16 protein-coding genes are annotated in these 18091 nt (G+C 62.0%); 7 read left to right on the forward strand and 9 right to left on the reverse strand.

Annotated elements, in window-relative coordinates:
- Positions 1-20: 20 nt before the first annotated feature.
- The 3 genes from BRO63_RS17945 to BRO63_RS17950 all read right to left on the reverse strand — a co-directional run bounded on the left by BRO63_RS17945 (position 21) and on the right by BRO63_RS17950 (position 3141).
- Complete coding sequence (locus tag BRO63_RS17945) at positions 21-497, reverse strand: hypothetical protein (RefSeq protein ID WP_143219484.1); 477 nt, start codon at positions 495-497, stop codon at positions 21-23.
- A 212-nt stretch (positions 498-709) separates the two neighbouring features.
- Positions 710-1822, reverse strand: coding sequence for a hypothetical protein (locus tag BRO63_RS33990; RefSeq protein ID WP_143219485.1), 1113 nt, complete (start codon positions 1820-1822; stop codon positions 710-712).
- A 233-nt stretch (positions 1823-2055) separates the two neighbouring features.
- Positions 2056-3141 (reverse strand): type I restriction endonuclease, encoded by a 1086-nt coding sequence (locus tag BRO63_RS17950; protein WP_088141077.1) that lies wholly within the window; start codon positions 3139-3141, stop codon positions 2056-2058.
- 387 nt (positions 3142-3528) lie between these two features.
- On the opposite strand from BRO63_RS17950, the gene BRO63_RS17955 reads away from it, so the two are divergent.
- On the forward strand, positions 3529-3858 hold the full coding sequence (locus tag BRO63_RS17955) for a YciI family protein (RefSeq protein WP_088141078.1): 330 nt from the start codon (positions 3529-3531) through the stop codon (positions 3856-3858).
- A gap of 77 nt (positions 3859-3935) precedes the next feature.
- On the opposite strand, the gene BRO63_RS17960 is transcribed toward BRO63_RS17955, so the two are convergent.
- The 3 genes from BRO63_RS17960 to BRO63_RS17970 all read right to left on the reverse strand — a co-directional run bounded on the left by BRO63_RS17960 (position 3936) and on the right by BRO63_RS17970 (position 6854).
- Positions 3936-4736 (reverse strand): hypothetical protein, encoded by an 801-nt coding sequence (locus BRO63_RS17960; protein ID WP_088141079.1) that lies wholly within the window; start codon positions 4734-4736, stop codon positions 3936-3938.
- Between the two features lie 97 nt (positions 4737-4833).
- Positions 4834-5814: a Bug family tripartite tricarboxylate transporter substrate binding protein gene (locus BRO63_RS17965; protein ID WP_088141080.1), complete on the reverse strand. Its 981-nt coding sequence runs from the start codon at positions 5812-5814 to the stop codon at positions 4834-4836.
- Positions 5815-5927: 113 nt separating this feature from the next.
- The gene (locus tag BRO63_RS17970) at positions 5928-6854 is read right to left on the reverse strand and encodes a LysR family transcriptional regulator (protein WP_059373274.1); all 927 of its coding nucleotides are present in this window, start codon (positions 6852-6854) and stop codon (positions 5928-5930) included.
- A 92-nt stretch (positions 6855-6946) separates the two neighbouring features.
- On the opposite strand from BRO63_RS17970, the gene BRO63_RS17975 reads away from it, so the two are divergent.
- Complete coding sequence (locus BRO63_RS17975; protein WP_088141081.1) at positions 6947-9214, forward strand: DUF3604 domain-containing protein; 2268 nt, start codon at positions 6947-6949, stop codon at positions 9212-9214.
- A 12-nt stretch (positions 9215-9226) separates the two neighbouring features.
- Here the strand turns inward: BRO63_RS17975 and BRO63_RS33995 are convergent, their stop codons facing one another.
- Entirely contained in the window at positions 9227-9373 is a 147-nt protein-coding gene (locus BRO63_RS33995; protein ID WP_179215139.1) for a hypothetical protein, read from the reverse strand.
- 169 nt (positions 9374-9542) lie between these two features.
- Positions 9543-10472, reverse strand: a complete 930-nt coding sequence (locus tag BRO63_RS17985; RefSeq protein WP_088141083.1) for a LysR family transcriptional regulator — start codon at positions 10470-10472, stop codon at positions 9543-9545.
- 98 nt (positions 10473-10570) lie between these two features.
- On the opposite strand from BRO63_RS17985, the gene BRO63_RS17990 reads away from it, so the two are divergent.
- Entirely contained in the window at positions 10571-11860 is a 1290-nt protein-coding gene (locus BRO63_RS17990) for an MFS transporter (RefSeq protein ID WP_088141084.1), read from the forward strand.
- 191 nt (positions 11861-12051) lie between these two features.
- On the opposite strand, the gene BRO63_RS17995 is transcribed toward BRO63_RS17990, so the two are convergent.
- A complete protein-coding gene (locus tag BRO63_RS17995) occupies positions 12052-13023 on the reverse strand; it encodes a LysR family transcriptional regulator (RefSeq protein ID WP_088141085.1) in 972 nt (323 codons plus the stop codon).
- A 286-nt stretch (positions 13024-13309) separates the two neighbouring features.
- Between BRO63_RS17995 and BRO63_RS18000 the strand changes: the two genes are divergently transcribed.
- The 4 genes from BRO63_RS18000 to BRO63_RS18015 are packed head-to-tail and all read left to right on the forward strand — an operon-like array spanning position 13310 to position 18081.
- On the forward strand, positions 13310-14638 hold the full coding sequence (locus BRO63_RS18000; protein WP_088141086.1) for an MFS transporter: 1329 nt from the start codon (positions 13310-13312) through the stop codon (positions 14636-14638).
- Positions 14635-15414 (forward strand): SDR family NAD(P)-dependent oxidoreductase, encoded by a 780-nt coding sequence (locus tag BRO63_RS18005; RefSeq protein WP_088141087.1) that lies wholly within the window; start codon positions 14635-14637, stop codon positions 15412-15414. The genes BRO63_RS18000 and BRO63_RS18005 overlap by 4 nt, the downstream gene beginning before the upstream one ends.
- 34 nt (positions 15415-15448) lie before the next feature.
- Positions 15449-17191 carry a dihydroxy-acid dehydratase gene (gene ilvD, locus BRO63_RS18010; protein ID WP_088141088.1) on the forward strand — a complete coding sequence of 581 codons (1743 nt, stop codon included), beginning with the start codon at positions 15449-15451 and terminating at the stop codon, positions 17189-17191.
- Entirely contained in the window at positions 17188-18081 is an 894-nt protein-coding gene (locus BRO63_RS18015; RefSeq protein ID WP_088141089.1) for an NAD(P)-dependent oxidoreductase, read from the forward strand. Before ilvD ends, BRO63_RS18015 begins: the two co-directional genes overlap by 4 nt.
- Positions 18082-18091 lie beyond the last annotated feature (10 nt).

Genomic DNA, 18091 nt, shown 5'->3' on the forward strand with positions numbered 1-18091 from the left:
GGTAGCCTGACACCTTTATTTTATCTATTTTTTCCCTCTTCGATCTTGCGACGCTCAGCGTTAAGCTGCTCCTTCATACTTGAGAGAAAAACACCCCAAACAACGAGACCGTAAAACCAAAACGGCGCAATCAATTTCAATTGATCAAACAGCTCTGAACAGAATATTCCAAACAATGCGAATGCAATAAGAACAACCGACGTTAGCTGTATTACCGGAAAGTCGACTTGGATATGGACCATGGTAAGAACGGCGTAGCCGACAACTCCAAAGAACGATGCCCATACAGACTTGAGCACGAAGATTACTATCAATCTTCGAAGCTCCACCTCCGGCGGTAGGCCCTCACCCAGACCAAACCAAATTGAGTCGTCCCACGAAATCGCGGCACCAGTCTGGAGAAAATAAGCAACGCAAAGCATCGGCAATGCAAGTAATGCACTGACACCTTTAATGCTTGATATATCTGCGATCTTGGGTGCAACAACTTCGACCACGAAGATTCCTTGAAATTGGTAGCGTGCGAAATTGAAATATCAGATCACACTGTCGCGGATCAAATCACCAAATGAGATACTGTCTCAATCGTAAATTAGAAAATGGTGTCAGACTACAATTTAGAAAGCGGAATTGTAGCCTGGCAACATTTCTAATTTCAGCCTGACACCGTTAATGGGACGGCCGTATCGCCGTCTCTCGCAAGCAGCTGTCATCGACGGCGGCAGTTACGACTCAGCATCACGTAACGGGTTGCGGATATCTCGGAATTTTCAGCAATAAAATCACTGGGATTCTCGGAGAAATATCTCTCCATTGCATTTGCTCGCGACCACATGAAAATCGTCGGCACGATCCAGATGCCTAACGCGGATAGCCAGAATGTTGCCCCATCTAGCAAAGAAGCATGCGTATTATTGGCGGCGCGCTCGATCTTGATGGCACTCAGCATTAACGCAAGCATGCTAATTTCGACAGCCACAATAAATATTGCGTTTGAATGCTCCCGAAGATGTGAGTATGTATCACGCACATCTTTCGCTCCAATTTTCTGCCTAGCGGCGAAGAGTTTTCTATAGAATTCGTAATTCTCTTTCGAACCATAGAATATCTTAAAGAGCACAAAATACTGCGCCAGACCAATCCAAACGACGGGAGCGCCTATTGCCAGGAGCCTAGCATCAGAAATCTCCGGCAGAACACCAAACCACCGCGGAATGGCCTGTGAAAACGACCAAATAACGACAAAGAATACAATCACAAGAAAATAATCACATTTTCCATATTCAGAAACCCTCGAATTAGCCGAATCATTAGGTGATGTTTCGGTCAGTACAGCGTCACGACTGCTTGGCGTGCTAAATCTTCCTAACGCCCATAATGAGATTCCCACGACAGACACCACAAGTACAACCGTATAAGTCGTGCAAGCAGAAGAAAATTGGAATGTCGCCAAGCCAGGGAACACCATCAAAACGCCAAGCACGAGCACCCATCCTAGCCAAAAGAACCGCGAGAGTCGATCTACTGGGCCCTTACTATATCGACCTGCGTGCAACACGGTGATGGGCGTGCTCGCCACATAACAATAAGCTAGCCCCAGCAAAGAAATCGCGACAATAATAAACGTCACACTATACTTTGGCTCACTATCAGCGCTTGACTGGGAATCGAGCGCTAACGATATCGATCGGGGCATGAGGCCGGAGAATTTAGCAATGATGGCAACACATATGGCACCAACAATGAATCCCGAGAAATATCTAACGAGATATGACTCCCACCATCGATTATTAGAACTTGAACCCTCCGTCTTTTCTGACACGACATTTTCCAATTTTTAAATAAAGCAAATAAAATTGCAGTGAATACGGATTAACATTAAAAACTGCTTCCACGCTTACACGGAAGGCAATCTTTCTACTTAAATTGCAGCCTGACGCCTTTATCGAAAAAAAGATATAAAATTAGAGGCGACCGACCACGCAATCGTTAGCCGGCCTCCCATTCAACATTCCTCTAAATATGCAGTGACATGAAAAAGAAAACAGGGCCTAATTAACTCACCAAATCCATTCCGTATAAATTCACGGTTTTCCTAAGTGCATCTGAGAAATTATAAATTTCGTCAACAGACGAGATGGGATGCCGAGTTTCATTCTTATTCTCATCGAAAACCCCCACATACTTCTGTGAACGGTTGAAGTGAAGACGGCAAATGGGCTTCCTGTTGTTGTCATCCAAAAGTATGCCCATATAGCTTTGCGTGTCTCGCTGAACGACGCGTTTGACATCGACCACTGCGCGGACAATTGCTTTAACCACGTGGTAGCCCTCGATTTCCTCGAGCGTAGTGGTGATCGAGTCGTCTGACCTATCTCCGACCTCTTCTGCTTCAGGCGTATCTGCCACTACCGATGCGACTGCATTACTATTCATGGCTGATTTGAGTCGTTCGTTGATCTGGTCATTCAAGAATTGACCTAGAGCACGTTTCGTCAACGAAGAGAATTGGTCTCGAACTCGTTGTGTGATCACGCCCTCATAGACTCGCGAAGCGAACAGCTTGACGAAATCTTCTTCAGGGGCAACGAATTGATTGGCGACAATCTTCTTGATCTGACTCAGATACTTAAGCTCACCAGCAGCACTGATGACCGATTCCAGATCAAACGCGCCTTTGGTCAGCTTCTTCAGTTCCGGGACGATGTAGTCGTCGATATCGAGTAGATCAAGCTCCAGAAATGGCTTCTGGTCCATCTTGTTGGGCGCATCGAGATCGGTATAGAACTGATATACCTGCCCATTGGTAAGAATGGATACTCTCGCGGTCGTGACGTGAAAGTAGCGGAATAGCTGAGAGGCGTGATTTATGTTCAGCGGATCACCGAACTTCTTGCACTCGATCAAGATCTGGATTTGTGAATTCTGAAGAATCGCGTAGTCGACCTTCTCACCCTTCTTGGTGCCAACGTCAGCAATGAACTCGGGCGTCACCTCATTGGGATCGAAGACGTCGTATCCCAATATGTTGTGAATGAACGGCATCACAAACGCATTCTTCGTCGCTTCTTCGGTCTTGATTCCAGGGCCTTGCTGACGAATTTTTTCGGAAAGGCCCCTGAGTTTTTCCATCAACTCCATGCTCTGCTCCAATATGCGTGCGAGCTATCGCTCGCGTTGGTTCACAATCTCGAGAAAGTATCTAAGTGCCTAGGTAAAAGTGATCGCGAACAGACCAGTTCGTGACAAATATCTACAGATATTACCCGAACTTTACTTTAGGGGCAGAGTGAGGAAGGGGCGCTGAAGCAACGCCCAAAAATAGGCCAACCAGCATAAGCAGCGTCTTGCGCCACCAACACTGCTCGAGCTCTAGTACGACTAGTAAGTCTCCGAGATTTAAGGATCCGTCGCCAAGAGAGAGATCATGCTCGGGCTGGCGCCTAAGCCCGCCCCCATGCTTTACCATTTTCCGTATATTGGTATTGCAGGCAGCCCCGAATCTCATCCACGTTAAGGAGACGATCCATGCCAAAGTTTGTGACGATCGGATATGGCGACCAAGAGGGTTACGATCGCACCCCACAGGCCATCCGAAACGCAGCGCATGCGCGCGACGCAAAATTGCAGAAAGACGGCGTATTGATGGGCATTGCAGGCAAGCCAGTACAAGTGCGTAACCACGAGGCCGCCCGGGTCGAAACAACACCCGGCCCATTCATGCAATCGCCCCTGCCCGTGGCTGGCTTCGCCATCATCGAAGCAGCCGACATGGCCGAAGCTATAGCGATGGTGTCGCAGACACCCTGCGCCGTCGCGCACGGCGTCGTTGAGGTATGGCCGCTGGAACAGCCGTAGCGACATCTCTCATCCGCACCGCAGCTTTATGTCAGAACAAGGGAATAACAGCCCAGCGCCTATCCCCTACCCCTCATTCACAAATGCCGATGGCTGCAAACCATAGCCTGCCCGATCAGCCCCTCGATCAGCCTGGCCAGCCCCCTCGCGCTGCCGTCATCCAGCCATTCCGTCCGCACCATCCGAAACCCCATCGCCAAGCTGTACTGCCAATCCAGCTCCAGTATCCGGTAATCGCGCCCATCCTCCGCGCAATGCCATTGCGCCGCCGGATCCTCGTAAGCCGCCCCAATAAAATCAACATGCGAGTCGAACGGCGGCATGGATTCCAGCAGTTCATCTGAACCCGGCAAGCTAGGCTCGGACAGATTCTCCCCCACCGCCACATGCGGCTCAGGGCCGTTATAGGCCAGCAGCATCAACGGAAAATTCTTGGGGTCTGCGTCATAGGATGCCCGCGTATCGTCAGTCAGATAGGCACGCGCCGCCGGCCCCAAGCAGTACTGCGGACTATTCCAATCGCTGCTCTCGTTATCCGCATACTGGTCCCCCGGCGTAATACCGTGCTCAGCCAGCAACGCCATGGCCTCTTCCATCGTGTCGTTATGGCGTATCGGTATGTCCGCCGGCAGATACCCCGCCCCCACGTACATGGCGATCACGTCTCCCGTGGTGCGCAGGCCTTCTTGATACTGGTACGACCCTTCATTCAGGCTGGCCAGATCGAAGCTCAGATTCAACAGGGCTCGATACGGAACACCATCGCCGCGCGGTTCCATCACATATCCGCCTTCCAGCAGTTTGGTTTCCAGCGCTCGCCAATCAGGCGGCGGCAAATGCATGTCGCGGGGGCACAGAAACTGGTGGTGTTCGGACATGGGCGGGACTCGCTCTGCTGGGGTGGCTGGGGCCGGCGAATTGTAAGCTGGCGCCCCGCGTTTTTTGGCAGGCGGAGGAATCAGGCAGCGCGTACGCTTAATCCACTTTCGCCCCCGACCGCTGCACTAGCGGCACCCATTTGGCGATATCCGCCTGGATAAATGCCGCCAAGCCGCTGGGTGGCCCGTCGTGGAAGATTTCATACCCCAAGCCCTGCAGCCGCTGACGCTGTTCAGCGCTGTCCATGACTTTGCGCGCCGCGGCGTTGAGTTTCGCCACGACGTCCGGCGGCGTGCCTGCGGGGGCCATCAGGCCGAGGTCGACGGTGATCACGTAACCCTGCACGCCCTCTTCCATCATGGTCGGCACATCTGGCAGCAAGGGGGACCGCGCCTCGCCCGTGACCGCCAACGCGCGCAGCTTGCCTTCCTTGACCAGACCGGACACGCTGGGCGTGTTGTAGAAGGCGAAGACGACCTCATGCGCCATGACGGCGGCCACGCCTTGCGGGGCGCCACGGTAGGGGATGTGCGCGGCTTGGGTGCCGGTGATCGACAGCAGCAGTTCGGCCGAGAGGTGGTGCGTGGTGCCGTTGCCGCCGGATGAGTACATCAGTTTGCCCGGCTGGGCTTTCAAGGCCGCGACCAGTTCGAGCACGGAGCGGTATGGGCTGTCGGACGGCACGACCAGCACATTGGAGCCGCCGGCCAGATAGGCGACCGGCACGAAGTCCTTGTTCGGATCGTAGGACAGCTTCGAGAACAGTCCCAGGTTGATGGCCCAGGTATTGTTGGAGCCCAGCACCAGCGTATAGCCGTCGGGCGAGGCCTTGGCTACGTAGCTCATGGCGATCTGGCCGCCGCCGCCGGGCTTGTTCTCGACGACGACCGTCTGCCCCAGTTGCTGGCTAAGGCCGGGCTGGATGGACCGCGCCAGGATATCGGCCGTGCTGCCCGCCGCCAGCGGCACGACCAGCGTGATGGGACGATCCGGAAACGGCGCCGCCGCGGCTGGCGTCGCGGCAAGCGACGCACAGGCCAGTACAGCCCCCAGTAGAACCCCTTGTAGTGTTTTCATGATGCCTCCGCGCTGGCGCGAGCTATGGAAACCATGCGGGCTTGCATGATGCCAAGCAGCGTATCGGAGCAGGCATCCCCGAAAAATAGGCGGGGTGCTATAGCGTCATGCCATCACGGCATGGCGGCGTCGCGGCGCAGGCGTTGGGAGACCGAGCGGACCACGGCGACGAAGGCCTGGGCAGCCGGAGACAAGGGGTAGTTGGCCAGGCGCGCGATGGAGATCGGCCATTCCAGCGCCGGATTACGCAAGGCGATGCCCTTGATGCCGGCGGGCATCTGCCCGCGCGCGATCTGCGGCAGCATGGCCACGCCCATGCCGGCCTGTATCAGGCCGATGGCCGTGGACAGCAGGACGACGCGCTGTTCGACGCGCGGATAGATGTTCGCGGCGATCAAGCGGCGGCTGATGTTGAGCCAGGCGGGCGCTTCGGGATTCAGCTGGATACAGGGCAGTTCGGCCAGCACTTTGGCGTCGACCTGGTCGAGCCTGGCCAGGGGGTGATCCATGCGCGCGAAGAGCGCGACGCCGCTGTCCGAAAGCTGCTCCACCATGATGCGGGAGTCGTCGTCCTGCATGACCGCGCCCAGGCCGACATCGGCCTCGTGCGAGAGCAGGCGCGTGCGGATCTGCTGCACCATGCAATCGACCACGATCAGGTCCAGTTGGGGGTGGCGCTGGCGGAACTCCATCAGGATGTGTGGCAACAAGGTGGCCGCGCTGACGTGGCCCACGGCGACCATGACTTTGCCGCGCTTCAGGTCGGAGTGTTCGCGGCATTCCTGGATGGAACTGTCGATGGCCAGGATGGCGCGCCGCGCCGCGTCGACCATGGCCTGGCCGTCGCGCGTCAAGGAGACCTCGCGGCCGCGCACCACCAGCGGCTGGCCGACTTCGGCCTCCAATCGGCGGATCAAGTGGCTGACCGAGGGTTGCGACAGGCCCAGGCGTTCGCCGGCGGCCGTGAAGCTGGCCGTTTCACCGATAGCAACTAGCGCGCGCAGTTGGCGCAGGGAGACGGATTCGATCGGCTCGGTCATGTAGCGACGTCATGATGGAATAGTTTGCATACTATAGCTATATGGATGTGCGGTCCCTAAGATGGGATTTCCCTAACCCGCCAGGAACCGCAATGCCCCACTCTTCCTACGCCGCCGACCGCATGGGATCGGCCATCGTCGAACCTACCGGCCGCTTCGAAGCGGGCAGCTTCGCGTCGTTCACGCTGACGTACACCGCAGGCTATTTCGGCATCGACGACACCGGGTCGATCAAGATCGTGCACCGCTTCGCCAGCGACATGGGCAAGCCGCAGTTCGATCAGCCGGACGGCTGGAACTACACCACGGTCGAGGCTTCCAACGGCGCGGTGCTGCAGGTCGAGTACGACGGCAAGCGCAATATCCGGCCCTGGGACAAGACGCTGTTCATCCGGGTGGTGCGCGGCTACCTGGAGGAAGGCGATCGCATCGTGGTGCGCTTCGGCGATACGCGGCAGGGCTCGCCCGGCATGCGGGTGCAGACGTTCAGCGAGCCTACTTTTGAATTCAAGGTGCTGGTGGACGCCTTCGCCACCTATAACTACACCGAGCTGCAACACTCGCCCACCATCGCCGTGGTGGCGGGGCCGCCGGTCGCCTACAAGGCCATCCTGCCCAGCCAGGCGGTGGCGGGCGAGCCCTTCAGCCTGGGTTTCAAGGGCGAAGACAAATGGGGCAACCCCAGCGATCAGGTAGCGGGCGAGTTCACCCTGCGCAGCAGCCTGCCGCTGCGCGGCCTACCCGCCACGTTCTCGATGCGCGAGGGCGAGTTCGCCGCGCGGCTTGAAGGATTGGTGGCCGAAGCGCCCGGCGAGCTGCGCATCGAGGTGCTGCGCGACGGCCTGCCCGTGGCGCAAAGCACGCCCTGCCGCGTCGTCGCGGCCGGCGGCGGCACACGCGGACACTACTGGGCCGACCTGCACGGGCAGTCCGAGGAAACCATAGGCACCAATTCCGCCGAGGACCTGATCCTGTTCGCGCGCGACCGCGCCTTTCTGGACGTCATGAGCCACCAGGGCAATGACTTCCAGATCACCACGCCGTTCTGGGAACAGTTGAATAAGCTGACCGCGCAATACAACCAGGACGGATCGTTCATCATCTTTCCCGGCTATGAGTGGTCGGGCAACACCGGCCTGGGCGGCGACCGCAACGTGCTGTACCTGAAGGAAGGCCGCCCCATCCATCGTTCCTCGCACGCGCTGATCGACGACCTGTCGGACCTGGCGCTGGACGCCAACGATGCCGATGCGCTGTTCGATGCGCTGAAGGACGAGGATGTGGTGGTATTTGCGCACATAGGCGGACGCTACGCCGACATTACGCGGTCCCACGACGCGCGCTTGGAGCGTTCGATCGAGATTCACTCCGACTGGGGCACCTTCGAATGGCTGCTGGAGGATGCCTTCCGGCTGGGCTACCGCGTGGGCATCCTGGCCAACAGCGACGGACACAAGGGCCGGCATGGCGCCAGCCATCCTGGCGCATCGATGTTTGGCGCATATGGCGGCCTGAGCTGTCTGATTGCCGACCAGCTGACCCGCCTGTCGATCGCCGAATGCCTGCGCCAGCGCCGCCATTACGCCACCACCGGATGCCGCGCCTACCTGGACGTGCAAGCGCATTTCGATAGCCCGGCGCAGCGCTATTCCGATGATCCCAAGCTGGGCGCCCCGGTCACGCGCGAGCCCGTCACGCAGGCCGATATGGGCGCCATCCTGTCGTACGACGGCGACTCGCTGGAGCTGTCCTTCGAGGTCCTGACCCATGGCGCCATCGAGCGCGTGGAAGTCCGCAACCGCATGGACGTGGTGCAGACGCTGTACCCCTACGACGAGGCCGCGCTGGGCAGCCGGATCCGTATTGTCTGGGAAGGATCCGAGTACCGCGGCCGTGGACGCCAGACGGTCTGGGACGGTAGCGCCACCCTGGAGGGCAATACCTTCGTCGATCCGCTGCCCATCAATTTCTGGAACCTGGACAAGACCTTGGCGCAACCTCGCCCCGACATGCTGAGCTGGCGCTCGCTGACCACTGGCGGCTACAGCGGCATCGATGTGCGGCTGAGCGATCCGCGCGCCGGCGTGCTGAAAATCGACACGCCGGTGGTGCGTACCGAGATCCCCGTCGAGCAGATCGGACTGGAGCCGGTCGTCGTTGAAAACGGCGGCATCCGGCGCCGGCTGCAGGTCTATCGCCTGCCAGACGAGAATCCGGTGCAACGGATGCAGGCCCGGGTGCGCGTGCCGCTGCACACAGACTCCGACAATGCGGTGTACCTGCGCATCACGACTGAGGACGGCTTCTTCATCTATTCCAGCCCGATCTATGTGGAGCGGACCGGGTCCGGGCCGAAATAAGATGGCTGTCCGCTAGGCGCCGGCGGCGTCGATCAATTCCGCCGAGGACTCCCGCAAGCACTCGGCGAATAGCTGCGTGGTGGATGTCGTGGTGTCCTCGCGCCAGTACAGGATGGCCTCGCCCAAGGGGCCCAGCGGCGGCAGCGGCAGCATTCGCATGCAACATGGCAAGCAGCAGAAACGTTGCCTCACATGAGGTCAACCCGACAAGCGTCAGATGCGCGCCGAGCAACTCCACCAACACCAGCGCGCGGAGCATCATCAAGGTCGGCCCATCGAGCCGCGGCCGGTGGTGGGAAATCTCCTGCAACGCAGCTTCTGCTCGGGCTTATGCGACGGAATCGGCGAGGGGCAAACGTACCGCATCCCTTTCCAGCGTTTCGATCAGTGCGTCGCGCATCACCGCGACGGGTCGCACAAGACGGCCTGGCAGCACGCCATGCACGAGCCATACGCTCAGCCCGCTCTTGAACTCCGGCACATCGACGATCTGCAGCGCATTGCGATGCGGGCTGCGCGCCAGCACTTCAGGCGCAGCGAGCCCGACGCCCAAGGCGCGCGCGACCAGCGACAACTGCAGTTCCGAACCGAACGCTTCGACAGCGACATTGAACGGCAAACCCGCCGCAGACATGGCGCGGCTCAGTGCTGAACGCATTCCGCAGCCGTCCTGGTTCAGCACCCAGGGATAAGCCGCTAAATCGGCGAGCGAGGCGGGTTTGTCGGGCAGACTGAACGAGCGCGGCGCGACGACGACCGTGGGCTTATAGGCGAGAAGCGTCGACGTCAGGCCTTCCGGCAACGGCACGCCTTCGGGTAAAAGCACGACGACCGCGTCCGCCTTCGCCTTTTCGATGCCCTCCAGCAGTCCTGGCGACCAGCCCGCTGTCACGCGCAGCGTCAGATTCGGAAAGGCGGCACGCAGACGGTCGATGGGTTGTTCCAACGCCAGCTCAGACAAAAACGGCGGCACCCCGATCCTAAACTCGCCTGTCGGCTCGCTATCAGGCGACGCGACGGCCAGCAGGTCGTCGACCGCGCGTAGCACCGCGCGCGCAAGGCCATAGACATCGCTTCCTGCCGCCGTCGGCTTGAGCGGCTTGCTCTGCCGGTCGAGCAACTCGATGCCGAGCATCGTTTCCAGATTCTGGACACGGCGCGTGAGTCCCGGCTGAGTCAGAAACAGCCTCTCTGCGGCCCGCACCATTGAGCCGTTTTCGACCACTGCCACGAAAGCCTGCAAGTCACGCGTGTTCATAAAACAATCTCGCATAAACATTATCAAGATAATTCAATTGTCTCATAACGTTCTTATCCTTAGGATGGGCCACACTCGTACACCCGGAAGCCCAAACCATGAGTCAACCCGCTGACGCCTGCGCGCGCAAACTGCCCTCCGCTTCGCTGCCCTCACTGCAAGCGGATGCGTCCCCAGGCGGTGGCCTGACCACGTCATTGACGATCTTTTTTGCCGCCGCCGTCGGCGTGATCGTCGTGAACCTGACGGCCGCGCAACCTCTGACGGGGCCTGTCAGCCGAGCACTGACTCTGCCGCCCGAGCTTGCCGGCGTGATCGCGATGCTCCCGCAACTCGGCTACGCCGCAGGTCTGCTATTGCTCGTACCGCTATGCGACCTCCTCGAAAATCGCCGCCTGATCGTCTGGACGCTCGCCTGCTGCGCGATGTTCCTCGGACTGGCGTCGCTCGCGCGATCGGGCTGGCTGTTCCTGGCATCGGTGTTTATGGCGGGGGCGACATCGAGCGTGATCCAGATGCTCGTGCCGATGGCGGCGTCGATGGCGCCTGAAAGCCGGCGCGGACGCGCAGTCGGCAACGTGATGAGCGGCCTGATGCTTGGCATCCTGTTGTCACGACCGCTCGCGAGCCTGATCGGCGGAACGTTTGGCTGGCGTGCGTTTTATGGCATCGCGGCCTTGGCCGACTTGCTGCTTGCAGTCGTGCTGCTGACACGGTTGCCGAGTCACACGCCGCACACGGCCGCTCGCTACCTGGACTTGCTGCGCTCGCTGTGGACCTTGCTGCGCACCGAACCCGTCTTACAACGTCGCGCGACGCTTGCCGCGCTCGCGCTCGGTGCGTTCAGCGCGTTCTGGACAGCCATCGCGCTGCTTCTCGCCCAGCCGCCGTTTTCGCTGGGTACACAAGGCATTGCCGCCTTCGCGCTGGCGGGTGCAACCGGTGCGATGGTGACGCCGCTCGCGGGCTACCTCGGCGATTGCGGCGCGGGGCGTGCGACACAAATCGCCGCGCATCTGGTGATGATCGCGGCGGTACTCGGGCTCGCGGTTGCCGGGGCGGGTTGGGGCGGGTTCTCCGCAGCCACGCATCCCGTCCTTGCGCTCGCATTGCTGGTAGTCGGGGCGGCGGCGCTCGACGCCGGTGTGATCGCCGATCAAACGCTCGGCCGACGCGCGATCAACCTGATTAATCCGGCGGCTCGTGGTCGATTGAACGCGCTCTTTGTCGGCATCTTTTTCGTCGGCGGCGCAATTGGTGCTGCGCTGTCAGGCGCGGCATGGGCATGGGCGGGATGGAATGGCGTGTGCGTCGTCACACTGGGGTTCGCAATTGCCGTGTTTTTGTTCGGTTGCTTCGACCGTGCCGCGGAGTCAAGCCGCCGATGAAGTGAACAGAGTCACCGCCGGCGGCGGAGTGCGCGAGGCGCGGCGATTCCAGTGGCGATGCGAGTAATTAATGCTGTCAGACTGCAATTTGGTTAGCTAAATTGTAGTCTGACACCATTTCTGCGCGCATCTACTCCAGCCCGATCTATGTGGAGCGGACCGGGTCCGGGTCGAAATAAGGCGGCCGGCCGCTAGGCGCCGGCGGCGTCGATCAATTCCGCCGAGGACTCCCGCAGGCACTCGGCGAACAGCTGCGTGGTGGATGTCGTGGTGTCTTCGCGCCAGTACAGGATGGCCTCGCCCAATGGCCCCAGCGGCGGCAGCGGCAGCATCCGCATCGTTCCGCGCTGCACGTAGCGCCGCGCGAGCGACAGCGGCAGGATCGAGACGTATCCGCCGTCGCGCAGCAAGGACAGGTTCAGCGCCAAGGAACTGGACTCGATGGTCGGGCGCAACAGGGTCACGCCATGTTCGGCCAGGATCTCGACCATGGTCGCAAAAGCGGGCGAACCCTGCATGGGCGTGATCCAGCGCACGTCCTGCAGGTCGTCCCAGGTCACGGGGGTGTCGGGGCCGCCCAATGGGTGGCGCGTGCCCACCACGAACACGAACGGCTCGTGATGCAAGGATTCGTGGCGCATCACCGGCAGATACCCGGTCACGCGGTTGCGGCCCAAGGCCAGGTCGAGGTTGCCTTCGTCCATCATCTTGAGCAGGCGATCGAGCGTGGCTTCGACGAACGAGAACGAGGCGTTCGGCGCGCGTCGCGTGAACAGTTCGACGGCATGCGCGATCAGGGGTTGGGGGATCGTCACCACGGCGCCGAATCTGACGTGGCCGGCCGTGCCAGAGGCCAGCGCCTTGACGTCGCGCCGCGCCAGTTCGATCTGGCGCAGGATCTCGCGCCCGCGTTCGACCAGCACGCGGCCTATGCGCGTCAATTCAATGGCGTTGCCTACGCGGCGCACGACCGGCGTGGCCAGCGCCTCCTCGATCTCCGCGATCTGCTTGGAGATGGCTGGCTGTGTGACGTGGAACGCGGCGGCTACCCGTGTCACCTGGCGCAGCTCGCCCAGCGCCACCAGGATGCGCAGATGCCCAAGCTTCAGGCCGCTGCGGAAGAAACGTTCTATCGAGTTGTCGGACGGCGTGCTGGCGGGCATATCGGGAGTGGAAAGACGGGGGTATCGGTCGCCATCGAGTAGTGGCGTACGTCGCCAATCATAACCAAATGGTAATGCCGAATGCGCAAAGTGTGATTTGCCGCCGGGTCCGGGCAGCCCGTACCCTTCGAACGGACAGCACTGTAGTGCGGGCTTCTCATGGAGCATCGACGAATCGCCGGAAGCAAGGATTGATCCCACGCCGATGCCGCATCGCATAACCGAACTCGCAGACTGCCGAATAACTCGATGTGCCCCATGGCACACACCCACGGAGACAACACCCATGAGCTCGTCCCTTTCCGGCGGCGCGCCGGCCTATGCCGGCTCGCAGGCGGCGCAGAATCCTGCGCAGCTTGACGCGCTGTACCGCAAGCTGGCCTGGCGCATCATGCCGTTCCTGTTCCTGTCGTTCATCGTCGCGTACATCGACCGCGTGAACGTGAGCTTCGCCAAGCTGCAAATGCTGGCCGATCTGTCGATGTCGGAAACGGTTTACGGCTTGGGGGCCGGCGTTTTCTTCCTGGGCTACTTCATCTTCGAGGTGCCCAGCAATCTGATCCTACATCGCGTGGGCGCGCGCATCTGGATCGCGCGCATCATGGTCACGTGGTCGATCATTTCCTGTCTGACGATGTACGCGCAGGGACCGCTGTCGTTCTATCTGCTGCGTTTCCTGCTGGGGGTGGCCGAAGCCGGCTTCTTCCCGGGCATCGTGCTGTATCTGTCGACCTGGTTCCCGTCGAGCCGGCGCTCGCAGATCATCGCGCTGTTCATGGTGGCCATTCCGGTGTCGGGAGCCATCGGCGGCCCGCTGTCCGGCTGGATCATGGAGCGGTTCGGCGGCGCGCATGGCCTGGCCGGCTGGCAGTGGCTGTTCCTGGTTGAAGGCCTGGGGTCGCTGCTGGTCGGGATTGCCGCCTTCTTCATGCTGCAGGACCGGATCGAGACGGTGAAGTGGCTCAGCGCGGACGAGAAGCGCCTGCTGGCGCAGGATCTCGCCGCCGACGACAGCACCCGGGCCCGCCATAGCGTGCGGCACGTGTTCGGCGACCGCAAAGTGTGGCTGCTCGGCCTGCTCTATTTCTGCATCGCCATGGGCAATTACGGCCTGGTGTTCTGGCTGCCGACGATGATACGGGCCGCGGGCGTGGCCAACCTGGGCAATATCGGCCTGCTGTCGGCGGTGCCGTCTCTGGTCAGCGCGGTGGCGATGATACTCATCGCGCGCCATGCGGACCGCACGAACGAACGCCGTATCCACGTTGCCGTGTGCTGTGTGCTGGGCGCCGTCGGCATGCTGGTATCGGTGCTGCTTGCCGAACACCTGTTGTGGTCGATGGCCGCCCTCATCGTCGCCGCCATCGGCATCAATTCGATCGCGCCGGTCTTCTGGGGCATCCCCACGGCGATGATGAGCGGCGCGGGCGCCGCGGCGGCCATCGCGCTGATCAATTCGGTCGGCAACCTGGCCGGCTTCGTGAGCCCGTATGTCATCGGCTTTCTCAAGGACACCACGGGGCAGTTGCTTCCCGGCATGATCCTGCTGGCCTGCGCGCTGGTAGGCGGCGCCTTCATCGCGCTGTCGCTGCGTACGAAGCGGGAGCAGGCATGAGCGCGCCCGTCTGCCTGGTGACCGGCGCGGCCAGCGGCATCGGGGCCGCCACGGCGCTGCGCTTTGCGCGTGAAGGCTGGGCGGTGGCCATCAACAATTTCGACGACGGCACCCGGGCGGCGGCCGAGGCGGTGGCCGCGCAGTGCCGCGACGCCGGGACCCAGGCCATCGTCGTGGATGCCGACGTGGGCGACGACGCTGCCTGCCGCGGCATGGTCGATGCGGTCGCGGCGCGGTGGGGACGGCTGGACGCTGTCGTCAACAGCGCGGGCACGACGCGCGTGATTCCGCACGGCGACCTCGATGCGGTCGATGCCAGCGAGTTCGAGCGCGTCTACCGCGTGAACCTCATCGGCATGTTCCAGGTGACGCGTGCCGCGGCTCCCCTGTTGCGCGACCGGCCGGCAGGCGCAGCATCGGGCTGCGTCATCAATATCTCTTCGCTGGCGTCCCTGAATGGCACGGGATCGTCCATCGCCTATGCGGCCTCGAAGGGCGCGGTCAATTCGCTGACGCTGTCGCTCGCGCGCAATCTCGCCCCGCAGGTCCGCGTGAATGCCATCGCTCCCGGCATGGTCGACGACGGCCTGCTGCGGCGCGTGCTCGGCGACGAGGCCTACGCCCGCGTGATCGACGGCATGCGCGAGAACGCGCCGCTCAAGCGGGTGTCGCAGCCGTCGGAAGTCGCGGAACTGGCCTGGTTCATCGCCGCCCGCGCGCCGGCGATGACCGGCCAGGTGCTGGCCCTGGAAAACGGCTTGATGCTCAACACCTGAGCCTCCCCCGATACTGATACTAGGAATTCCATCCATGAAAGATCTGCACAAACACCGCTCCCGCACGGTCACCAAGGGCGTGACGCGCGCGCCGCACCGCGCTTTCCTGCGCGCCACGGGCCTGGACGACGAGGCCATCGACAAGCCGTTCGTCGCCATCGTCGACACGTACGGCGAGAACACGCCCTGTTCCATGTCGCTGAACCAGATTTCGGACAACGTGCGTCTCGGCATCGCGGCGGGCGGCGGCGTGCCGATACGCGGCTCGGCGATCTCGGTCTCCGACGGCACGTCGATGAATCACTCGGGCATGCGCTTCTCGCTGGTGTCGCGCGAGACCATCGCCGACAGCGTCGAGTTGTTCGTGCGCGCCCACTGCTACGACGCGCTGGTCGGCGTGGCCGGTTGCGACAAGACCCTGCCCGGCATCCTGATGGGCATGGTGCGCGTGAACGTCCCCGGCGTGTTCCTGTTCGGCGGAGCGATGCTGCCGGGCGTGGCCCCGGACGGCTCGCAAGCCACGATCCTGACGGCCATCGAGGCCGTGGGCGCGGCGCAGCGCGGCGATATGTCGGCCGAGACGCTGTGCGGCATAGAAAAGCGCTGCACGCCGACCGCCGGTTCCTGCCCGGGGCAATTCACGGCCAACACCATGGCGATGGTCGCTGAGGTGCTGGGGCTGGCTCCGCTGGGCTCGGCGATGGTGCCGGCCGTCTACAGCGAACGCATCGCGATCGCCCGCCGCGCCGGCGAAAACGTCATGCGCGCGCTGCGCAACGGCGGGCCGCTGCCGCGCGACCTGGTGACGCGCAAGAGCCTGGAGAATGCCTGCGCGGCCGTCGCCGCCACCGGCGGGTCGACCAATGCCATGCTGCACATCCCGGCGATCGCCCACGAGGCGGGCATCACCTTCACGCTCGACGACGTCTCGGAAGTCCTGGCGCGCACGCCGCTCATCGGCGACATGCAGCCGGGCGGACGCTATCTGGCCGTGGACCTGCATCATGTCGGCGGCGTGCCGGCGGTGCTCAACGCCCTGCTCGCGGGCGGGCATATACATGGCGACACGCTCACACAAAGCGGCGAGACGCTGGAAACGGCGCTGCGCGCCTTCCCCGGCCCGGACGGCCGCGTGGTCAAGCCGCATGACGAACCGCTCTCGCCCAACGCCGGGCTGGTAGTCCTGCGCGGCAATCTGGCCCCGGACGGCGCCGCGCTGAAGACGGCCGGCCTCAAGCAGCTGGTGTTCTCGGGCACGGCGCGGGTGTTCGAGACGGAAGAGGACTGCATGGCGGTGGTCGCGGCCGGCGCCTATCGGGAAGGCGACGTCCTCGTGATACGCAACGAAGGGCCCAAGGGCGGCCCGGGCATGCGTGAAATGCTGAGCGTCACCGCGGCGATCTATGGGCAAGGCATGGGTGAAAAGGTCGCGCTGCTGACCGATGGCCGGTTCTCGGGCGCCACGCGCGGCATGTGCATCGGCTATGTGGGCCCCGAAGCGGCGGCGGGCGGTCCGATACGCCTGCTGCGCGACGGCGACCGCATCCACATCGATGCGATCAAGGGAAGCCTGGACGTCGAACTGTCGGACGAAGAACTCGCGGAGCGGGCGAAGGCCAGCCAGCCGTTCGCGCGCGGCAGGCTGGGCGGCGTGCTTGAGAAGTATGAAGCGCTGGTACGTCCGGCCAAGCTAGGTGCAGTGACCCACTCCGGGGCCGTGACGTGGCCTTATGAAGCGTCCCTCGGGGAAACGTCAGCCCAGGGAGGCCAGGAATGACCAAGACGCCACGCATCGGCTTTTGCGGCATCGGCCGCATGGGTGACCCCATGGCCCGGCGGCTGCTGGCCGCGGGGCACGAGGTCGCCGTCTGGAACCGCTCCAGCGCCAAGCTCGGCTCCCTTGTCGCTGCGGGAGCCGTGGCAAAGACCACGCCGCAGGCGCTGGGCGAGAGCGTGGACGTCGCCCTGCTTTGCCTGGGCGACGGCAGAGCCGTGGAGGACGTGGTGTTCGGTGTACACGGGCTTGCGCACGCCGCCACGCCGCCCTCTTGTCTTATCGACCATTCGACCTTGTCACCCGCGCTCACGCGCACCCTGGCTGGGCGCTGGACGACGGCGACCGGCGGCGTATGGATCGATGCGCCTGTCTCGGGCGGCACGGACGGCGCGGCGGCCGGCAAGCTGGCCATCATGGCGGGCGGCCCGGCGGACACGATCGAAGCCGTGACGCCCGTGCTGCGCGCATACGCCGCGCGCGTCACGCGCATGGGCGAAGTCGGCGCGGGCCAGACCACCAAGCTCGCCAATCAGGCCATCGTCGCGACCACCCTCGCCGGCCTGGCCGAAGCCTTCGTGCTGGCCAAGCGTAGCGGCATCGATACCGCGGCCCTGCCGTCGGCCCTGCAAGGCGGCTGGGCCGATTCCGTGCTGCTGCAAACCTTGTGGCCGCGCATGGTGACCCCGCCCGAACATGCCACCGGCACGGTGCGCGTATTGCTCAAGGATCTGGACGCGATTGCGGAGCTGGCCGAAGCGAGCGCCACAATCCAACGCGTGCTGCCGGAAGTGCGGCGCCTGCTGCAGGATGCCGCGCAGCGCGGCATGGGAGATTGGGATCTATCTCAAGTTTTCCGGATCGGTGAAGCGGAGAGCCAGGCCGGCGCGTAACGGACTGCGC

It is taken from the genome of Achromobacter xylosoxidans (assembly GCF_002192695.1).
GTDB classification, from domain to species: Bacteria; Pseudomonadota; Gammaproteobacteria; order Burkholderiales; family Burkholderiaceae_B; genus Achromobacter; species Achromobacter xylosoxidans_C.